Here is a 19713-nt window from a genome sequence, read left to right as displayed (position 1 = left end):
GACCGGAACGGCGTCGGCAAGGTTGGCCGCCCGGGTGGCGCAGGCGCGCGCCGGGCGCCAGGACCCGATCGCGCCCGGGCGCCCTCGGCTCCATCGCGATGAAGACATCGCCCGTGGTGGACGGATGGGTCGGGTCGAGGGCCCCGTGGACATCGTCGCCAAGGGCGGTACGAGTCCGGGTCGCGACCAGCGCCTCGACCATGAGCCCGAGGGCGCAGCCGTGGGGACCGGCGAGGGGGCTGATCGCCCCAAGCACCGCCGCGGCCGCGGCGCTCGTGCACACACCGGCGGAGTCGCCGGCGTCCCGGGTGCCAGCGGTTTCGTACCGGCCATGGCCCGGCTCCCGTCCCCGCGCTGGAGGCCGGTCAGGTCATGCGTGCACAGGGCGCCGTGATCCTCGGCGGGTGCCCGGAGCAGCAGGCCGGTCATGGTAGGTCGATCGCGGCATAGGTGAGGTCGAGGTACTCAAGGATGCCCTCGTGCGACCCCTCCTTGCCGATCCCGGACTGCTTCACGCCGCCGAACGGAGCCGACGGGTCCGATATCAGACCGCGGTTGATGCCGATCATCCCCGTATCCAGCCCCTCGGTGAACCGGAGCGCCCGCTGGAGGTCACGGGTGAAGATGTATCCGACCAGGCCGTACTCGGTGTCGTTGGCCTTCGCCATCACCTCGTCGTCGGACGTGAACGAGAGGATCGGCGCCACCGGGCCGAAGATCTCCGCCTCCAGCATCCGCGCGTCTTCGGGCACGTCGACGAGGACCGTGGGCGGGTAGAAGTGGCCCGGCCCGTCCGGACGCTCGCCGCCCACCAAAACCCGGGCGCCGCGATCGACCGCGTCGGCGACGAGCTCGTCGAGCTTGGTGACCGAGGCCTCGTCGATCAACGCCCCGACGTCCACGCCCTCGTCGAGACCATGGCCCACGGAAAGCGCGCCCATCCGCGCGGCGAAGCGCGCCGTGAACTCCTCGCGCACCGACTCCTCGACGTAGATCCGGTTGGCCGCGATGCAGGACTCCCCGATGTTGCGCATCTTGGCCACCATGGCACCGTCGAGCGCGACGTCCAGGTCAGCGTCGGCACACACGATCAAGGCCGCGTTGCCGCCCAGTTCCATGGAGGTGCGCAGCACGTTGTCCGCGGCCTGTCGGAGCAGCACGCGCCCGACCTCGGTCGACCCGGTGAACGAAAGCTTGCGGGTCCGACTGTCGACCAGCAGTGCCGAGACCACCTCGCCGGCACGCTTCGTGGTCACCACGTTGACAACGCCCGGGGGAACGCCGACCTCCTCCATGATGCGGGCCAGGAACAGCATGGTGAGAGGCGTCTGGGCCGCTGGCTTGGTGATCGTCGTGCAGCCGGCAGCCAACGCAGGCGCGATCTTGCGGGCACCCATGGCCAACGGAAAGTTCCAGGGCGTCACGAAGACGCACGGTCCGACCGGCTTCGGCACGGTGAGGATGCGATATCCACCTGCGGGAGCGCTGCTGTAGCGCCCCTCGACGCGCACCGCCTCCTCGGCGAACCAACGGAAGAACTCGGCGCCGTAGGCCACCTCTCCCCGAGCCTCGGCGAGCGGCTTGCCCATCTCGAGCGTTATCAACCGGGCGACCTCCTCGGATCGCTCGGTCAGTGCCCGGTACGTCGCGGTCAACAACTCTGACCGTTTCCGCGGCGGGGTCGCCGCCCACCCCGCCATTGCCTTGCTCGCCACCTCCAGGGCGGCGAGCCCGTCAACGACGTCGGCGTCCGCCACCTCGGCGATGGTCTTGCCGGTGGCCGGGTCCTCGACAGCGAAGGTGGCTCCGCTTGCGGCATCGCGCCAGGCGTCGCCGATCCGGAGCCGCCGGTGCTCGGGAGCCAGGACGTTCATCGGGTCACTCATCGCGTCGCCTCCTGTGATCCTCTTGGTGATGTCGGCGCGCCGCAGCGATCGCGCTGTGCGCGGAGACGGACGGGTCACCCGCCCTCGCCGGGAGCGAGGTTGCCGAGCGGGTCGAATGTGGCCTTGCACCTGTCCGCAGGGCGACGCCCAGCGCCACCGATCGCCGTCTCGGGCCACGGCCGTCGCGGCGCACCGTCAGGCCGTGCTCACTGGTGACGGTCCACCGAGGCTCGATCGCCAGGTGCGGGCGCATGCTGCCGTCGCCGCCCGGCGCCGTTACCGCCCCGCCTCGGACAGCGACAGCCCGGTGCCCGCATCGAACAGGTGCGCACGGTCCAGGTCGACCGTGACAACCAGCCGCTCGCCCGGCGTACCGGTGACGGTGGGTCGTGCCTTGACCTTGAGGATCTCCGTCCCCACTCGGACGTCGACCACCGTTCGGTCACCGAGCGGCTCAAGCCCGTAGAGCTCCCCCGACAACGACGCGTCCCCACGCTGCTCGACGGACAGGTCCTCCGCGCGCAGGCCCAGCAGCAGCGCACGACCCTCCTCAGCCGTGGTCCAGCGGGGCCGCGGCAGCATCCAGCCTTCCGCACCGACCAGACGGTCTCCCTCGGCGTGGCAGGCGAGCAGGCTGATCGGCGGGCTCCCGACGAATCCTGCGACCCACTGGTTGGCGGGACGCTCGTACACCTCGGTCGGCGTCCCGACCTGTTGCACCTTCCCCTCCTTGAGGACCGCGATCTGGTCGGCCATGGACAGGGCCTCGACCTGGTCGTTGGTCACGTAGACGAAGGTCGCTCCGAGGCTGCGGTGGATGCGGGTGAGCTCGGTGCGCATCTCGACGCGGAGTTTGAGGTCGAGGTTCGTCAGCGGCTCGTCCATGAGGAACGCGCGCGGGCGGCGGACCAGCGCCCGGGCCAGGGCGACACGTTGCATCTCACCGCCCGACAACTGTGCGGGACGACGCCGCAGCAGGCGTTCGATGTGCAGCAGGCTCGACATCTGCTCGACGGCAGCGGCGATCTCGCTCGACGAACAGCGGCGTGCCCGCAGCGGCGAAGCGATGTTCTCGTACACCGTGTGGCGCGGGTAGAGGGCGTAGTTCTGGAAGACCATGGCCAGGTCCCGGGCGGCCGGGGCGTCACCGGTCGCGTCTCTCCCGTCCAGATGCACCGACCCGGCGTCAAGCTTCTCGAGGCCGGCGATCGCTCGCAGGGTCGTCGTCTTGCCTGCTCCGGAGGGCCCGAGCACGACGAAGAACGAGCCGTCCGGTACATCAAGTGTCACCCCGTCCAGGGCCTGGACTTTGCCGAAGGACTTGCACAGCCCGCGCACTGCCACGGTTCCCATCAGGCCACCAGCTCTTCCGTGCTCGCGTCGTAGACCACCGGGGTTCCGCCGGTGTGCCGCAGCCCGACCGGTGCGTCAGCGGCGAACCGGACTGTCGGTGGCATCCGAACCCGTACGTCGCGTTGGCCGCCGTGGTCAACCACGTAGATGATTTCGTCGCCCAGCCACTCCGCCGAGACCACGCGGGCCGGGACCGAACGTTCCGCCCCTGGTTCTGTGACATCCAGCGCCTCCGGCCGGACGCCTGCGACCAGGCGACGGTCGCGCGGCAGGCCTGGCGGTGGCGTGAGGACCAGTCCGCCCTGACTACGCAGCTTCCCGTCGGCCACCTCCACCTCGATCAGGTTCATCGGCGGGGAGCCGATGAACGCGGCGCAGAAAAGACTCGCCGGACGGTCGTAGACCTCCAGCGGCGTACCGATCTGCTCGACGCGGCCCTTGTTGAGGATGGCGATCCGGTGACCGAGCGACATCGCCTCGACCTGGTCGTGGGTGACGTAGACCATCGTCGTCCCCAGCTCCCCCTGCAGGTGCTTGATTTCCGTGCGCATGTCCGCCCTCAGCTCCGCGTCCAGATTGGTGAGAGGTTCGTCCATGAGGAATGCGCGCGGTCGTCGTACCAGGGCCCGGGCAAGCGCGACGCGCTGCTGCTCCCCGCCGGACAGCTGGCGCGGTCGCCGGTTCAGGAGCGGACCGAGCCGCATCAGCCGGGCGGCCTCGTCGACCCGCGCGTGCACCTCCCGCTTGGGCAGTCCCTCGGCCCGCAGTGGGAAGGCCAGGTTGTCGCGGGTTCTCAGATGCGGGTAGAGGGCGTAGAACTGGAACACCATGGCGATGTCGCGCTCGGCGGGCGGCAGGTTGTTGACCAGCGTGTCGCCGATGCGGATGTCGCCCGTCGTCTGCCTCTCCAGGCCGGCTATGGCCCGCAGCGTGGTCGTCTTGCCGCAACCCGAGGGACCGAGCATCACGAACAGCTCGCCGTCGCCGATGGACAGGTCCACGTGATCGACTGCGACCGTCCCGTCCGGGTAGCGCTTGTGCAGGGCAGCCACCTCGATGCCCGCCATCAGCGTCGCACCGCCCCGAGCGTCACACCGGCGACGAGGTGCTTGCGCACCAGATAGGCGAAGACGAGCACCGGGAGGGCGAACACCACGGAGGCGGCGGCCACGAGACCCCAGTCCACGGTGGTGCCGCCGATGAGGCCGGCGATGGCGGGCGGCGCCGTCCGCACGTCGTCGCTGGAGGTGAGGAAGATGGCGAACACGAACTCGTTCCACGAGAAGATGAGTGAGAAGACGGCGGTCGCGGCGATGCCGGGCACGAGCAGGGGAAGGGTGTATCGCCAGAACGCCTGCAGACGGGTGTACCCGTCGAGCATGGCGGCATCCTCGTACTCCGCGGGCACCTCGTCGACGAACCCCTTCATCATCCAGATCGTGAACGGGACGTTGAACGCGGTGTAGATGAGGATCAGGCCGAGCTTGCTGTCGATGAGTCCGACCTGGCGGTACATGAGGAAGATCGGGATCACCACCACCACGGGCGGCATGAAGCGGGTGGACAGGATGAAGAACAGCTGGTCCTTTTTGGCCTTCACCGAGAAGCGTGCGTAGGCCCAGGCCGCCGGGACTCCCAGCACGGTGGCCAGCAGCGTGGAGACCCCGGCGACCACCAGGGAGTTGAGAAACGAGACGGACAGGGTCGAGCGACCGCCGCCGGAGGAAACGAACACGTCCCTGAAATGGTCCATGGTGACGTCGAAGTCGAAAAACTTGGCCGGGATGGCGTAGACGTCCCGGTTCTCCTTGATGGATGTCTCGATCATCCACAGCGCCGGGAAGAGCATCACGACGGCCAGCACGGTCAGCAGCGCGATCTCCAGCACGGAGCGGCCCCGGCCGCCAAGGCGGCGCGCGGGAGGCGTGTGACCCCGGGCAGGACCCGGGGACACGGCCTCGTCGACGGAGACGGCCATCAGCCCTCCTTGAGCTTGTTCAGGTAGCGCAGGTAGAGCTGCGTGAGGATGATGACGACGAGGACCATGAGGATTCCGTACGCCGAGGCGGTTCCGGTGTTGAAGCCCAGGAACGCGACCTTGTAGACGTGGAACGACAACGTCTCGGTGGAGACACCCGGACCTCCGCTCGTGAGGATGTAGACGAGGTCGAACAGCCGGAAGGCCTCGATGGCCCTGAACAACACGGCAATGAGGAGCAGCGGCCACACCAGCGGGAGAGTGATGGTGCGGAACCGGAACCACTCGGACGCCCGGTCGATCGAGGCGGCCTCGTACAGGTACTTGGGAACCGCGGTAAGGCCCGCGAGTGCGATGAGCATGATGAACGGCGTCCATTGCCAGGTGTCGACCACGATCAGCGAAAACAACGCCGTCCGCTGCCGGGTGAGCCACTCCACCTGCCCCAGTCCGAGCGAGCCGAGCAAGCTGTTGATCACGCCGAACTGCGCGTCGAGCATGAATCGCCAGAACAGCCCGACCACGACCGGCGACAGCATCATCGGAATCAGGAACAGAGTGGTCAGCAGTCCTCGCCCGTGCGTGCGCCGTGAGATCAGGTAGGCGATGCCGAAACCGAGCACGGTCTGCAGGAGGACCGCGCCGACCACGTAGATCAACGTCGTCAAGGCCCTCAGGTGGACCTGTTCCGACGCCAGGATGGCGGTGTAGTTCCCGAACCCGACGAAATGGGCGGGGCCCCCGCGGGTGGCCGAGTAGTCGGTGAAAGACAGGTACAACGCCCACAGCAACGGGAACACCGACATCGCGAGCAACAGCAGCATCGCGGGGGAGATGAAGGCCACGGCGAGCCAGCGGTCGCCCAGCCGGCGGGACCGACCCGCCGCAGGTGGCGTCTGCGACGCCACCTGCCCGGGGTGGTCGGTCGTCAGGGGGTCACTCACAGTCCGCCGCCGCCCTTGCGGCTGCTGGAGTCGAGTACGCGCTGCTGCTCCCGGGCGATCTCGTCGAGCGCGTCCTTCGGATTCTTCGCGCCGTTGAGAGCCGCGTTCACGTTGGTGTTCTCGATGTCGACGAGGCGCGCGTACTCTGGCACGTTCCACATGTCCCGCATCCGCGGGACGGAGTCGGTGTAGACCTGGTTGAACGGCGCGGCGTTGAGGAACTCGGGCGAGGACAGGGCGTCCGTACGCGATGGCACGCCACCGGCCGCGGCCCACTTCTTCTGGACGTCAGCCCGCTCGAACCACTTCATGAAGTTCAGGGCCTCCGCCTGGTTGGCCATGGAGGAGTAGGCCGACACGTGCATTCCCATGCCGCCGAGCGGGACCAGGTTCGTCTTCTGGCTCGGCAGGGTGGCAAAACCGAGCTTGTCGAGAATCTGCTCCCGGGTGGTGCCGAGCGTCGACTGCTTCGGATCGAGCAGGCCGCCGCTCGCGGCGATCCAGTTGAACGCGATGCACGCCTTGCCCTGGGCGACCGCCGCGTTCACCTCGTCGATGAACCAGTTGCCGGAGCCCCTGGCGGTCAGCGGCTTCATCCTGTTGACCAGGACGTCCATCGCCTCCTGGCCCGCAGCGTCGTTGAGGACGCCCTCGATCTTGCGCGTCTTGGGGTCCCAGAGGTTGCCGCCGTAGACGCCGTTGACCGTGTTGTAGGTCACGGCCGCGGCGTCGGAGCCGTTGGCCTGGTGGAAAGCCAGCCCACTGACGCCAGGGTTGTCCGCCTGGCACTTCTCGGCGACCGAGATCATCTGGTCCCAGGTCTGCGGTGGCTGGTCGCCGATCAGGTCCTTGCGGTAGATCATCGTCCAGGTATCGCCGAGCAGCGGCAGTCCGTACAGGCTGGCGTTCTCGTCGCGCTTGCCGGTCTCCGCCTGCGGGAACTGGCCGTACGCCGCCAGAAGGTACGGGTTGTAGGCCGTGACGTCGATGTTGCTCTTGACGAAGTCGGTGATGTCGAGGATGTTGCCGTTCGTCACGGCCTCGCCGATGTGTTGCGAGTCCAGGATCGCGATGTCGAAGTCGGTCTTGCGCGCGGCGAACTGGGTGAACATCGCGTCGTGCCAGTTCGCGTTCGGTACGGTGTTGACCTTGATGGTCGCGTTCGGCCGTTCTTTCTTGTACTCCGTGTTCGCGAAGGCTTCCAGTGCGTGGGCGGGGGGCCAGTCGAACCAGATGAAGCTGAGGGTCAGCGGGTCCGTGGTGAGCTCCGGGATGATCGCCGGCGCCTTCGGGGCGCTCGCCGTCCCGCCGTCGTCCTGGCCATCGCCGCACGCCGCCAGGGTCGTGGCCAACACCAGCATGGCGGCCGTCGCCAGCCGCACCTTTCGACCGGGAACGGGCGATCGTCCTGTTCGCTTCGGGTACCGCATCTTCTGGCCTGCTTTCTGGTTGGGGACTTCTAGAGCCTCGCCATGTGCCTCGCCGAGCAGTTGCTGGGTTGTTCAGGCGTGGTGCCGTGCTGCCGCGGGGGTCGACCCGCGGACCGGCCTCACGAGTACGTCGCGATGTACCGGGTCTTCGTGCCGTCGAGGAGTCCTTCGGTCCAACTGCGGCCCGGTGACGAACCGAGCATCACGTCGCGCACGCTCAGGGGAGCTCCAGGTGATCGAAGTGGAACGATGGCGGGCGGTTCCGCGACGGTGCAGGATGGCGGGCATCCGACACTTTTCCTATACGATCCAGTTGGGGCGTCAGCATGTCGCAGCGTGGTGACGGATGTCAACAGGTTCCCGAAGACGCAAGGAAGGACCTCACGCCACGATGGACGACGAAGCGATGATCGCGCGGGGCCGCAGGGCCGTGACGGGCGGGACGCCGGCGGGACGATCCGGCGGCCGGCTTGCCGACGAGGTGTACGACACGCTGCTCGGACAGCTGATGTCGCTACGGATCGAGCCGGGCTCCCGCGTCACGATCGACGTCCTGGCGCGAGAGCTGGGGGTCTCGCAGACGCCGATCCGAGACGCCCTGAACCGCATGGAGGCCGAAGGCCTGGTCGTGCGCGTGCCCCATGCCGGCTACCGCATTCCCCCGCAGATCACCCGGAACCGATTCGAGGACATGCTCGAGGTCCGCCTGCTCCTCGAGCCGGCAGCGGCGCGCAGATCCGCCGAACGCGCATCCTCCGAGCAGGTGGCCGGGCTGCGACGAATGCTGGAGGAGATGGCGGAACTGGAGGGGGGCAACGGGCCCATGGCGTACGGCGGCTTCGGGCTGCGCGACGCCGCCTTCCACGATCTCGTCGCGCTGAGCGCGGAGAACCAGGTCATCCGGGAAGCGCTCGCCCGCCTGCACAGCCACGTGCACCTCTTCAGGCTGCATCACGACACCCAGGTCAGACACCTGGCAATGGCCGAACACGAGGACGTCGTGGCCGCGATCGCCGCCCGCGACCCCGACGCCGCCGCCTACGCGATGCGTCGGCACATCCTGCGGTCCGGCGAGCGTTTCCGACGATTGTTCGACGAGGCCAAGGACGCGGACGGCGTGGCGGTAGAGGCTTGACGGCCGGGCAGGGCCCGGGGAATGCTAACCCAACCGGATCGGATCGGATTGGATCTTTCTCACCCGCCCCCCAGATGCGAGGAGAAGCAGGTGCCCCGAGCACTGCTCCTGACCGGCGACGCCGCCGAGGAACTCGACACCATGTATCCCTACTATCGCGTGCAGGAGGGCGGCTGGGACGTTGACGTCTCGTCACGGACGTTGCGTGACGTACAACTGGTCATCCACGAGTTCGACCCCAACTCCGACGCCTACGTGGAGAAGAACGGCCGAAAGCTGCCGGTCGACGTGCCCTGGTCCGAGGTCGACGTCGAGCGCTACGACGCCCTCATCATCCCCGGGGGACGTGCTCCCGAATGGATCCGGGTCGACGCCGACGTCAGGCGTATCACCGAGCACTTCTTCGCGCGCAACCTCCCCATCGCGCTGGTGTGCCACGGCGCGCAGGTACCAGCGGTGTACGGGCTGCTGAAGGGTCGAAGGACGGCGTGCTTCCCGCCCATCACCGGTGACATGGAGAACGCGGGCGCGACGGTCGTCGACGCTCCCGACGTGGTGGACGGCAACCTCGTCTCCTGCCGGGGGTGGCCCGACATGCCGCAGTTCGGCAGGGCGATGATGGAGGTCTTCTCGAAGTCCGTCAACCCCGCCTCGGCATGAGCACACCTGGCCCGCCCCAGTGACAGCACTTCGGACCGTCACAGTAGACGGCTCCCCCGTCCACGTCCTGGAGAGCGGCACCGGGCCCACGGTGCTGATGCTGCACGGCTCCGGACCCGGCACGACCGGGTCCGGCGCCTGGGCAACGACGGCGCAGGCGCTGGGCACGTCCTGGCGCCTGGTGGCTCCTGACCAGGCAGGCTTCGGCCGTACACCGGTCCCTCCGGGCTTCCGGGGTGGGCTCCGGCTGTGGACGGAGCAGGCCGCGGGCCTGATGGATGCTCTCGGTATCGAGGACTACGCCGTGGTGGGTCACTCGATGGGCGGTGCCGTGGCGCTGGCGTTGGCGGCCGCGCGCCCCCAGCAGGTCACCCGGGTCGTGGCGGTCTCGACGATGGGCGCCCCCGGGGCGCCGCTGTCCGCCGACCTCGACGCGATCTGGGCCGCCCCCGCCGACCCGCTCGGGGCACGAGACATGCTGAGTCGCCTCGTCCTCGACCAAACGCTCGTGACCGACGCGGCCGTCGATGCCCGTGCGGCCGCGATGCGAGCCGGGGCGGCCGCATTCGCGTCGTTGTTCCCTCCACCCAGGGCACGATGGGTCGACGAGCTCACCCTCTCGCCGCACACGCTGGCGGCGGTCCGCGCGCCCGTGCTACTCGTCCACGGCGCCGAGGACCGGGTCACCCCGCTCGGGACGGCAGCCCAGCCCCTGCTCGAACACCTGGCCGATGTCCGTCTGCACGTGCTCGGCCGATGCGGACACGTGCCGGCGATCGAGCACCCGCACGAGTTCAGGCAACTGTTGTCGTGCTTCCTCCGCCGGGACCGAGGTCACTGATCGCCGCGGCAGGTCCGTTCCCCACACCGCTCGTGGCCGGCCTGGTCATGCTCGCGGCGTTCGTGGTCTCCGGGACGGTACTGCTGCGCATGCACCGTGCAAGACGGCACGCGGCCCGCACGCAGGTGGCCGTCACGGCTGGGATGGCCACGCGGCTGTCCCCGCCCCGGCTGGTCACAACGCCGGTGGCCCCTTCGGCCCACCTGGCCGGCCGGCTCCGTACGGCCACGTCAGCCGCCGGACCACGCCGCCGTGGGCGCTCTGGCTGGAGATCGTGAACGGGCCAGGGCGGGCGCTGGTATCAGCGGATCCTCTGGGACCGCCGCCTCGTCGAGATGATGGCGGCCGGACCGGAGATCGCGGTCGAGCTGCGTCGTTGCCTCGGCTTCCGGCGAATGTACCTGGTGGACGTCCCCGGCGTGGGTCGTCTCTGGCCCGACGGACGCCCGCCCGCACCTCCGCGTTCACCCCCTTCGAACCCACCGCCGTCCGGCCGGGAGGATCCGTCACGCGCCTCGCCCTCGGCGTCGTTACGCCGGCCGGCGTTGACAAGAGCCACATCTTGCGGAGCGGCATCTCCCGAGGTGGCTGCGGCTCATGCGGGCCATGATCCCCGCGTGTCGTGGCGCAGTTGGACGACGGCCAAGCCATGATGTGCAGGACCCGGTTCATGCGCCCGTTGCCGGCGCGAAAGAGCCGGTGGCCGGAGTTGGATCGGGTGTTCCGCCCCCGTCTTCGCGGCCATCGCCGACGCCATCGCCGACCCGCCGGGCTACCCGGCCCGCCCCGTCCGAGGCGTGACCCGGGCAGTGCACCAACCCGGCGCGGTGAGCATCCGGCGAGTCCTGCGTTTGCACTGGCAACTGGTTGGTCGCAAAACGCCACACGGCGCTGCGGAGCCGTGAGTGCGGACACCACCGTCGACGATCCGGATCGGCGTCGTACATCTACGTACGTACTCGAACACCGAAAACCCTTCAGCAGCCGGCCCAGCCTCTGGTTCTCTGGCGCCTGCCACATCGCGTCCATTGAAGGAAACGGGAATGCTGCGGAAATTGCTGTTGGTGATCGCCGTCGCGACGGCCGCCGTAATCCTGCCCGCACAGGCGGCCAGCGCACGCACCATCTGCTACGACGACGTCGAATATGTCCAGAACTCCAGCGGAGTCAACGGGGCCTCCTCCCGAGCCAACTTCTGCTACGACGACGTGTCGGGGTATTTCGAGACCACAACCGGTCTGAACTGGGTCAAGGACCTGGTCAACGGCGACGGCGTCGCGGCCCGGGCCTGGCTGCGCTACCGCTGGGTCGGTGACCCGACGACGTACGAGGTCATCAAGGCGACCGACACGGTCAGCACCTCGGGCGCCACGGGCTGGAGTTGGTCCGGCTACTTCGACTACGTCGGCGTGTACGTCTGCCTCGGCACCACCCCACCGTCGGCTTGGGCCGGCAACTGCAACCTCATCTACGACACCTCCGGTTTCAGCGGGTGACGTCGGCCCGGACCTGATCGCACGATGTACCGGAAGCGGGCCACCCACCATCGCGTGGGTGGCCCGCTGGGACTGTAAAAACAACTTGACAGACCCGGCCCGGCTCGGCGAGCGGATACTTCAGCAGGTCACCGAAGCCGATGTCGAAGCCCTGGTCGACTGGATGTTGACCGAGGGCCGCCGCCGTGGCGGCAAACCCGGCACCGGGCTCGGTGTCCGGTCGGTGCGATTGACGCTGGGCCGGCTACGGACCGCACTGGATGTGGCGGCCCGCCGGCAGCTGGTGGTTCGCAACGTGGCGACGTATGTGACGATCCCCCGGGCGGCGGCCAAGGCGGCCGCCGAGGCCCGCGCTCAACGCAAACCGTGGACACAGGACGAGGTCAGAACGTTCCTCGCCGCCATCACGGGCGAGCGACTGTATCCGATGTGTCTGCTGTCGTTGATGGGTTTGCGTCCGGCCGAGGTGTGCGGGTTGCGGTGGTCTGACGTGGACTTCAAAGCCGGCACGATCGCCGCCGGGGACAACACCCGCACGGTGGTGGACGGGCAGGTGGAGGAGAAGGAAGCCAAGACGGTGGCTGGCAGGCGTGGCCTACCGATGCCGACAGCGGTGTCCCAGGCGTTGAAGACGCTACGCACACGGCAGAAGAAGGAACGCCTGGAAGCGGGCGAGGCGTACACCAACAGCGGCTATGTGCTGGTGGACGAACTTGGCCGGCCGCAGCGTACGGACTGGCTTCGACGTCGGGTGTATGAGTTGATGGCGAAGGCCGGTGTGCGCAAGGTTCGACCGTACGATGCCCGCCATGCCTGCCTGACTCATCTTGCCGCCGCGGGTGTGCCGGATGTGGTGTTGGCGGCGTGGGCCGGTCACGCTGACGGCGGCACGTTGGCGAAGCGGGTCTACGTTCATCCGGATCTGAGTCATCTGAGGTGGCTGCCGCCCAGCTTGATGCGGGCTTGTTCAGCTAACCCTTGCCCTGACTGGGAGACACCTCTCGACTACCGAGAGAAACAGTATGGACGTTCGTGAGAGAATGTGAGACGGCCAGCAAAAAAGGCCCCGTCTCACCGAAGTGATCCAGGGCCCTGACCTGCCGATTTACTGTCGGGACGGCCGGATTCGAACCGACGACCCCTTGACCCCCAGTCAAGTGCGCTACCAAACTGCGCCACGTCCCGTTGCTGGCTTCAGGTCCCCCTGCGACAGCCGGTACAGCTTAGCGCAGGATCATCCGGTCCGCGCACACGCCCTCCCCTGCCTCACTGGTCCCACCGGCGGCGTGCGAGCCGCCACAACCCCTAACGCATCCTAGGAAGATGGGGTACTTCCTGGGGCGGGCCTGAAACAGGGTTGCCGGCACCAGGAAGTACCCCGCTCCGGTCAGCCGTGGGCCTTGCCCCGGCCGCCGGCACCGACCTTCTTGCGCGGGCGTACCGAGACTTCCACCGGGCTGCCCTCGAAGCCGAACTCCTCGCGGAGCTTGCGCTCGACGAACCGCTGGTACCCGGCGTCCAGTGGCGCGGTGGTGAAGAGCACGAACCGGGGCGGCGAGACGCCCGCCTGGGTGGCGAAGAGAATCTTCGGTGCCCGACCCCCACGCACCGGGTGCGGCGTCGCCTGGACCAGGGCGGTGAGCCACTGGTTGAGCTGCCCGGTCGGTACCCGGGTCTCCCAACTGGCCAGCGCGGTACGCAATGCCGGGGCGAGCTTGTCGACCGCCCGCCCGGTCTTCGCCGAGACGTTCACCCGGATCGCCCACGGGATGCGGCGCAGCTCCCGCTCGATCTCCTTGTCCAGGTAGTACCGTCGGTCCGCGTCGACCAGGTCCCACTTGTTGAAGGCGATGACCAGCGCCCGGCCGGACTCGGTCACCATGGTCAGGATCCGCTGGTCCTGCTCGCTGATCGGCTCACTGGCGTCGAGCAGCACGACCGCCACCTCCGCCGCCTCGATCGCGCCGGCGGTACGCAGGCTGGCGTAGTACTCGGTACCGCTGGCCTTGCCGACCCGCTTGCGCAGGCCGGCGGTGTCCACCAGCTGCCAGACCTCGCCGCCGATCTCGACCAGGCTGTCCACCGGGTCGACGGTGGTGCCGGCGACGGCGTCGACCACCGCCCGCTCCTCCCTCGCGAGGCGGTTGAGCAGGCTGGACTTGCCGACGTTGGGACGGCCGACGAGCGCCACCCGGCGCGGGCCGCGTGGGCCGACCTCCCGGATCGGCGGCGCCTCCGGCAACGCCTCGAGGATCGCGTCGAGCAGGTCGCCGGAGCCCCGTCCGTGCAGGGCGGAGACCGGACGCGGTTCGCCGAGCCCGAGCGACCACAACGAGGTCGCCTCCAGCTCGATCGCGGTGTTGTCGGCCTTGTTGGCGACCAGCAGCACCGGCTTGGCACTGCGTCGGAGCATCCGTACCGCGGCCTCGTCGACGTCGGTGGACCCGACCGTGGCGTCGACGACGAACAGCACCACGTCGGCGGTCGCCACGGCGTTCTCGGCCTGGGCCGCGATCGCGGCCGCCCGGTCCCGGGCGTCCGGCTCCCAACCGCCGGTGTCGACGACGGTGAACTGCCGGCCGGACCACTGCGCGTCGTAGGGGACGCGGTCCCGGGTCACTCCGGGAGTGTCTTCGACCACCGCCTGGCGTCGCCCGATGATCCGGTTGACGAGCGTGGACTTGCCGACGTTGGGACGCCCGACGACCGCCACCACCGGCACCGGACCGGTCGGCTCCTCCTGGTCGATGTCCGGTTCCCGCAGCTCGACCCAACCGTCACCGGTACTCACGACGCCTCCTCGCCCCGCCGGACAACCGTCCGACCCTCACCCGACCGGACAACCGTCCGACCTTCGCCGCGCCGGACACCGGTCCGACGCCCATCCGGGCCGGGACAACCCCGACCCGGTACCTCAACCGTCCGCCCCGTACGTCGTCTCACTGACCCGGCCGCCGTCCGGTCAACAGGTCGCGCAGCCGGGCGACCACCTCGTCGATGCCCAGTTCGGTGGTGTCCAGCACCACCGCGTCCGGCGCCTGCCGCAGCGGATCCGCGGCGCGGGTCGAGTCGAGCCGGTCGCGCCGAGCCAGATCGGCCGCGGTCACGGCGAGGTCGGCGGCGTTCTCCGTACTGCGCCGTTGCGCCCGCGCCTCGGCCGACGCGGTCAGGTAGACCTTGAGGTCGGCGTCCGGCGCCACCACCGAGCCGATGTCCCGACCCTCCACCACAATTCTGCCGGCCGCCTCGATGATCTGCCGTTGCAGGGCGACCAGGATCTCCCGTACGGCGGGAACCGCCGACACCGCGGAGACCGCGGCCGTCACCTCGGGGCCCCGGATGTCCCGGTCGACGGCAATCCCGTCGGCGGTCACGCTCGGCGCCTCCGGGTCGACGCCGATCTTCAGATCGACCTCGCCGGCCACCTTTGTCACCGACTCGGCGTTCTCGAGGTCGACACCGGAGCGCAGCACCGCCCAGGTCACCGCCCGGTACATCGCACCGGTGTCGAGATAGCGGGCGCCCAGTGCACTGGCCAGCCTGCGGGAAACGGTGGACTTCCCCGAACCGGACGGGCCGTCCACGGCAACCACACATCGCCCGGTCCGTGCCTCTTCCGCCACCGTTCCTCCTTCTGCCAGTTGATCTGCGTCTGCCCCGGTCCGTGGGCTCGCGTCCCGGTAACCGCAGGTATGCCCCGGGCCACATCGGCACGCCACACAGTCGGCGCGCACCCTGGGAACCCCGGGTGTCGCTGTCCATCATGCCCCGCGCCCCGAACCGGCCCGCGCCCGACGCCGGGGCGTGCTGGGCCGTACGGGTCGGGATCAGTCGTCGACCGCCTTGAACAGCGCGGCGATCTCCGCGTTGGTCAGCACCCGGTGCCGACCGGGACGCAGATCACCGAGCCGGATCGGGCCGATCGCGGTACGCACCAGCCGGGAGACCGGGTGCCCGACCTCCTCCATCAGCCGCCGGACGATGTGCTTGCGCCCCTCGTGCAGGGTGATCTCCACCTGGGCGGTTCGCCCCAGGGTGTCCACCAACCGGAACTCGTCGACCCGGGCCGGGCCGTCCTCGAGTTCGACTCCGGCCAGCAGCCGGCGCCCGGCGTTGCGGCGCAGTGGTCCCGCCACCTCGCAGAGGTACGTCTTCGGCACCCCGTACGACGGATGCATCAGCCGGTGGGCGAGCGTTCCGTCGTTGGTGAGCAGCAGCAGTCCCTCGCTGTCGGCGTCGAGCCGGCCGACGTGGTAGACCCGTTCCTCGACCCGACCGAGGAAGTCCGCGAGTGCGGTACGCCCCTTCTCGTCGGCCATCGTCGAGACGACGCCGCGCGGCTTGTTCATCGCGAGGTAGACCAGTCGGGCGTCGGTCACCACCCGTTCGCCGTCGACGTAGATGACCGCGGTCGACGGGTCGACCTTGTCGCCGAGTTGCGCGATCCGGCCGTCCACGGTGACCCGGCGCCGGAAGATCAGGTCCTCGCAGGCACGTCGGGAGCCCACGCCGGCGGCGGCGAGCACCTTCTGCAGGCGCTCGACGCCGTTGACGGGGGCGAGCTTGTCATCGTGGGGCATCGGCGATCTCTTCCACATCGTCGGGCAGGAACGGGGCGAGCGGCGGCAACTGGTCGACCCTGTCCAGCCCGAGTTTCTCCAGGAACAACGTTGTCGTCCGGTAGAGGAACGCACCGCTGTCCGGCTCGGTGCCACATTCCTCGACCAGGCCGCGCGAGACCAGGGTACGGATCACCCCGTCGCAGTTGACACCGCGGATGGCGGAGATCCGCGACCGGGTCACCGGCTGCTTGTAGGCGACCACGGCGAGGGTCTCCAACGCCGCCTGGGTGAGTCGGACAGACTGGCCGTCCAAGACGAAACGTTCGACGTAGGCGGCGTATTCCGGCCGGGTGTAGAGACGCCAACCACCCGCCGCCCGGCGCAGTTCGAAACCGTGTCCGGCCGTCGTGTAGTCCCGGGCGAGCCGGTCCAGCATGACGGCGACCCGTTCGGTCGGCTGTTCCAGTACCTGGGCGAGGACGATCTCGGCGACCGGTTCGTCGACGACCAGCAGGATCGCCTCCAGCGCGCCGCGCAACTCGGCGTCGTCGATCAGCGCCAGCGGCGCGGCCCGCCTGGCCGTCGCGCCGGCGGGGCCCGCCGGGGCACCGGCACCATGGTCCACGGGTCCGTCCACCGCCTGTGCCCCGGACGCACGCTCCGCCCCGCGCAGGCTCTCCGCCCCGGACAGGCTCTCCGGACCGGGTACGTCGGCGGCCTCGGCGGCGAACACACCCTCCGCCCCGGACGGGCGCTGCGCGCCGGGCAGCGCCCGCGCCCCGGCCTCGGTGCTCGACGCTCCGGACAGCCCTCGCGCCCCCGCCTCGGTGCTCGACGCTCCGGCCGACACCGGTCCGGCCGCGGTCTGCGCCGCGGGAGCCGGCAGCGTACCGTCCAGTGCCCCACCGTCCGTCGCCGAAGGCACCGCCGTCCCCGACACGTCCGCCGGCGCCGCGTCCTCCGTGACCGGAACGTCGGTCACCGGCCCCTCGCCGTCGGAGTCGTCGACCGACGGCGCATCGGGCGTCTCCTGCCCGGTCGACTGTCGCGGGGCGGGTGACCGCTCCCAGGGCGGCACCCAGGCCGCGGCCTGCTCGGCCAGGGACTCCGGCCGATTGTCGCTGGTCACCGTGCCTCCTCCTGAATCTCTCCGGCGCCGGCCGGGTCGGTGCCGGTCGCCACGCCGGGCCGGTCGACGTCCGAGTCGGCAGCCCCGGCCACGCCGACCTCGGCGGTCTCGGCGCGGTCCCCGGCGGCCGCCGGCTCCTTGACCGGCGTTCCCGCGTACTCGTCGATGGTCAGGTCGGCGCCGCCGTCGGCGGGACCGGTCCACCGTACGGTCAGTTCACCGAGCGCCTCCACCTGGCTGAACCCGACCAGGCCCTCCCGGTACAGCTCGAGTAGCGCCAGGAACCGGGCCACCACCTCGAGCGTCGACTCACAGTCCGCGCAGAGGATCCGGAACGTCGCGGTGCCGGCCCGGCGTAGCCGGTCCCGGAGCAGTGCGGCGTGCTCCCGGACACTCACCAGTACCATGTGCACGTGATCGATGGAGACGACCGGAGCAGCCTTCGGGGTCATCGCCTTGATCGCCAGTTTGAGCAGCCGCTCCGGTCCGATCCCCAGGACCAGTTCGGGTAGCGCCTCGGCGTACCGCGGCTCCAGGGTGACCGCCCGGGGGTAGCGGCGGGAACCGACCGCCTCCAGTTCCGCGATGTGCGCGGCGGCCTCCTTGTACGCCTTGTACTGCAGCAGCCGGGCGAAGAGCAGGTCCCGGGCCTCCAGCAGGGCGAGATCCTCCTCGTCCTCCACCTGGGCGGCGGGCAGCAGCCGGGCCGCCTTCAGGTCGAGCAGGGTGGCGGCGATCACCAGGAACTCGCTCGCCTCGTCGAGGTCCCAGGCGTCACCCATCGCCCGGATGTAGGCGATGAACTCGTCGGTCACCTGGTGCAGGGCGACCTCGGTGACGTCGAGCTTGTGCTTGCCGATCAGTTGCAGCAGCAGGTCGAACGGGCCGGTGAAGTTCGCCAGCCGTACGGTGAAGCCGGCGCCTGCCTCGGTCTCGTCGGCGGTGGGAGTGTCCCCGTCGGCCGTCGCGGCGACGTCCGGACGACCGTCGTCCGGGTCGGACGACGGCGATCTCTGACTCTGGGCGGGCACCACAGCGGTGGCGGCCGGCGCCGACGGCCCCGGATCGCCGGATACCAACCCCGAGGCCGACGGATCCGACACCGACGGACCCGGCGGTTTCGGGTCCGGGGCGGCGGAGACGGCGGGGGAATTCACCCGACGACCGTAGTCCACCGGCTCCGCGGCGTCCGTCGGCAGCCCCACGCCGGTACCGTCACTCACCCGATGATCCTCTCGGGGTGGCCGTGCCGCCGCTCCCCCACCACCCGGCCGGCTCCGGAACGGAGAACGGAAACGGAAACGGAACGGGACAGCGGCCGGCAGCCGCCGGCCGGGAACCTCCGCACAGGGCTACCGCTCGGCCTGCGCGGCGATCACCTCTCGGGCCAGCTGGCGGTAGTTGCGGGCACCGGAGGACGCCGGGTCCAGGGTGGTGATCGGCGCGCCGGCGACCGTGGACTCCGGGAACTTGACCGTCTTGGTGATCACCGTCTGGTAGACCTTGTCGCCGAACGCCTCGACCACCCGCTGCAGCACCTGCCGGCAGTGGGTGGTGCGGCTGTCGTACATGGTGGCCAGGATGCCTTCGAGCTCCAGGTCGAAGTTGAGCCGTTCCCGCACCTTGTCGATGGTGTCCAGCAGCAGCGCCACCCCGCGCAGGCTGAAGAACTCGCACTCCAGCGGGATGAGTACGCCGTCCGCCACGGTCAACGCGTTGATCGCGAGCAGGCCCAGCGACGGCTGGCAGTCGATCAGGACGAAGTCGTACTCCTTGCGGATCGAGCGCAGCACCCGGGCCAGGGCCATCTCCCGGGCTACCTCGTTGACCAGCTGGATCTCGGCCGCCGAGAGGTCGATGTTGGCGGGCAGCAGGTGCAGGCCGGCCACGTCGGTCTTGATCAGCACGTCCTCGGCGGTGACGTCGTCCTGCATCAGCAGGTTGTAGACCGACAGGTCCAGGTTGTGCGGGTTGACGCCGAGCCCGACCGAGAGCGCGCCCTGCGGGTCGAAGTCGACAAGCAGAACCTTGCGGCCGTACTCGGCCAGCGCGGCGCCCAGGTTGATGGTCGTGGTGGTCTTGCCGACCCCGCCCTTCTGGTTGGCCATCGCGATGATCCGCGCCGGGCCGTGCTGGTCGGTCGGCATCGGCTCCGGGATCGGCTTGCGCATCGTGTACGCGGCCGGGTCGGCCGGGCCGAGTTCGGCGCCGAGGTCCAGGGCGGACTGCTGTTCGCGCAGGGTCGAGGTCCACGCCTCGGCACGGTCACCGTTGTCAGCCATGTCCTCGTACGCCCCCT

17 protein-coding genes and 1 tRNA gene are annotated in these 19713 nt (G+C 69.5%); 5 read left to right on the top strand and 13 right to left on the bottom strand.

What is annotated here, in order from left to right; translation table 11 throughout:
* Positions 1-425: 425 nt before the first annotated feature.
* The 6 genes from ABGB21_RS34355 to ABGB21_RS34330 form a co-directional block, all read right to left on the bottom strand.
* The gene (locus ABGB21_RS34355; protein WP_347681330.1) at positions 426-1886 is read right to left on the bottom strand and encodes an NAD-dependent succinate-semialdehyde dehydrogenase; all 1461 of its coding nucleotides are present in this window, start codon (positions 1884-1886) and stop codon (positions 426-428) included.
* A 276-nt stretch (positions 1887-2162) separates the two neighbouring features.
* Positions 2163-3239 carry an ABC transporter ATP-binding protein gene (locus ABGB21_RS34350; RefSeq protein ID WP_347681328.1) on the bottom strand — a complete coding sequence of 359 codons (1077 nt, stop codon included), beginning with the start codon at positions 3237-3239 and terminating at the stop codon, positions 2163-2165.
* Positions 3239-4306, bottom strand: coding sequence for an ABC transporter ATP-binding protein (locus tag ABGB21_RS34345; protein WP_347658469.1), 1068 nt, complete (start codon positions 4304-4306; stop codon positions 3239-3241). Before ABGB21_RS34345 ends, ABGB21_RS34350 begins: the two co-directional genes overlap by 1 nt.
* Entirely contained in the window at positions 4306-5217 is a 912-nt protein-coding gene (locus tag ABGB21_RS34340) for a carbohydrate ABC transporter permease (protein ID WP_347658468.1), read from the bottom strand. Before ABGB21_RS34340 ends, ABGB21_RS34345 begins: the two co-directional genes overlap by 1 nt.
* Positions 5217-6161, bottom strand: coding sequence for a sugar ABC transporter permease (locus ABGB21_RS34335; RefSeq protein WP_347658467.1), 945 nt, complete (start codon positions 6159-6161; stop codon positions 5217-5219). Before ABGB21_RS34335 ends, ABGB21_RS34340 begins: the two co-directional genes overlap by 1 nt.
* Positions 6158-7543: an extracellular solute-binding protein gene (locus ABGB21_RS34330; protein WP_347658466.1), complete on the bottom strand. Its 1386-nt coding sequence runs from the start codon at positions 7541-7543 to the stop codon at positions 6158-6160. The genes ABGB21_RS34335 and ABGB21_RS34330 overlap by 4 nt, the downstream gene beginning before the upstream one ends.
* A 439-nt stretch (positions 7544-7982) precedes the next feature.
* Between ABGB21_RS34330 and ABGB21_RS34325 the strand changes: the two genes are divergently transcribed.
* The 5 genes from ABGB21_RS34325 to ABGB21_RS34305 all read left to right on the top strand — a co-directional run bounded on the left by ABGB21_RS34325 (position 7983) and on the right by ABGB21_RS34305 (position 12759).
* Positions 7983-8726, top strand: coding sequence for a GntR family transcriptional regulator (locus ABGB21_RS34325; RefSeq protein WP_347658465.1), 744 nt, complete (start codon positions 7983-7985; stop codon positions 8724-8726).
* Between the two features lie 90 nt (positions 8727-8816).
* Positions 8817-9386, top strand: coding sequence for a DJ-1/PfpI family protein (locus tag ABGB21_RS34320; protein ID WP_347658464.1), 570 nt, complete (start codon positions 8817-8819; stop codon positions 9384-9386).
* 97 nt (positions 9387-9483) lie between these two features.
* Complete coding sequence (locus tag ABGB21_RS34315; protein WP_347658481.1) at positions 9484-10227, top strand: alpha/beta hydrolase; 744 nt, start codon at positions 9484-9486, stop codon at positions 10225-10227.
* A gap of 1043 nt (positions 10228-11270) precedes the next feature.
* Positions 11271-11723, top strand: coding sequence for a hypothetical protein (locus ABGB21_RS34310; RefSeq protein WP_347658284.1), 453 nt, complete (start codon positions 11271-11273; stop codon positions 11721-11723).
* A 58-nt stretch (positions 11724-11781) separates the two neighbouring features.
* Entirely contained in the window at positions 11782-12759 is a 978-nt protein-coding gene (locus ABGB21_RS34305) for a site-specific integrase (RefSeq protein WP_347658283.1), read from the top strand.
* A 75-nt stretch (positions 12760-12834) separates the two neighbouring features.
* On the opposite strand, the gene ABGB21_RS34300 is transcribed toward ABGB21_RS34305, so the two are convergent.
* The 7 genes from ABGB21_RS34300 to ABGB21_RS34270 form a co-directional block, all read right to left on the bottom strand.
* Positions 12835-12908: transfer RNA gene (locus ABGB21_RS34300), tRNA-Pro, on the bottom strand.
* Between the two features lie 202 nt (positions 12909-13110).
* Positions 13111-14514, bottom strand: a complete 1404-nt coding sequence (gene der / locus ABGB21_RS34295; protein WP_347658282.1) for a ribosome biogenesis GTPase Der — start codon at positions 14512-14514, stop codon at positions 13111-13113.
* A gap of 148 nt (positions 14515-14662) precedes the next feature.
* Positions 14663-15346 (bottom strand): (d)CMP kinase, encoded by a 684-nt coding sequence (gene cmk, locus ABGB21_RS34290; protein ID WP_347658281.1) that lies wholly within the window; start codon positions 15344-15346, stop codon positions 14663-14665.
* Positions 15347-15550: 204 nt separating this feature from the next.
* Positions 15551-16303, bottom strand: a complete 753-nt coding sequence (locus ABGB21_RS34285; RefSeq protein ID WP_347658280.1) for a pseudouridine synthase — start codon at positions 16301-16303, stop codon at positions 15551-15553.
* Entirely contained in the window at positions 16290-17414 is a 1125-nt protein-coding gene (scpB, locus tag ABGB21_RS34280) for an SMC-Scp complex subunit ScpB (protein WP_347658279.1), read from the bottom strand. The genes ABGB21_RS34285 and scpB overlap by 14 nt, the downstream gene beginning before the upstream one ends.
* Complete coding sequence (locus ABGB21_RS34275; RefSeq protein WP_347658278.1) at positions 17411-18637, bottom strand: ScpA family protein; 1227 nt, start codon at positions 18635-18637, stop codon at positions 17411-17413. Before ABGB21_RS34275 ends, scpB begins: the two co-directional genes overlap by 4 nt.
* 129 nt (positions 18638-18766) lie before the next feature.
* On the bottom strand, positions 18767-19696 hold the full coding sequence (locus tag ABGB21_RS34270; protein WP_347658277.1) for an AAA family ATPase: 930 nt from the start codon (positions 19694-19696) through the stop codon (positions 18767-18769).
* Positions 19697-19713 lie beyond the last annotated feature (17 nt).

Source organism: Plantactinospora sp. B24E8, from assembly GCF_039871735.1.
GTDB lineage: Bacteria > Actinomycetota > Actinomycetes > Mycobacteriales > Micromonosporaceae > Plantactinospora.
This window is presented reverse-complemented; position numbering and strand designations above follow the sequence as displayed.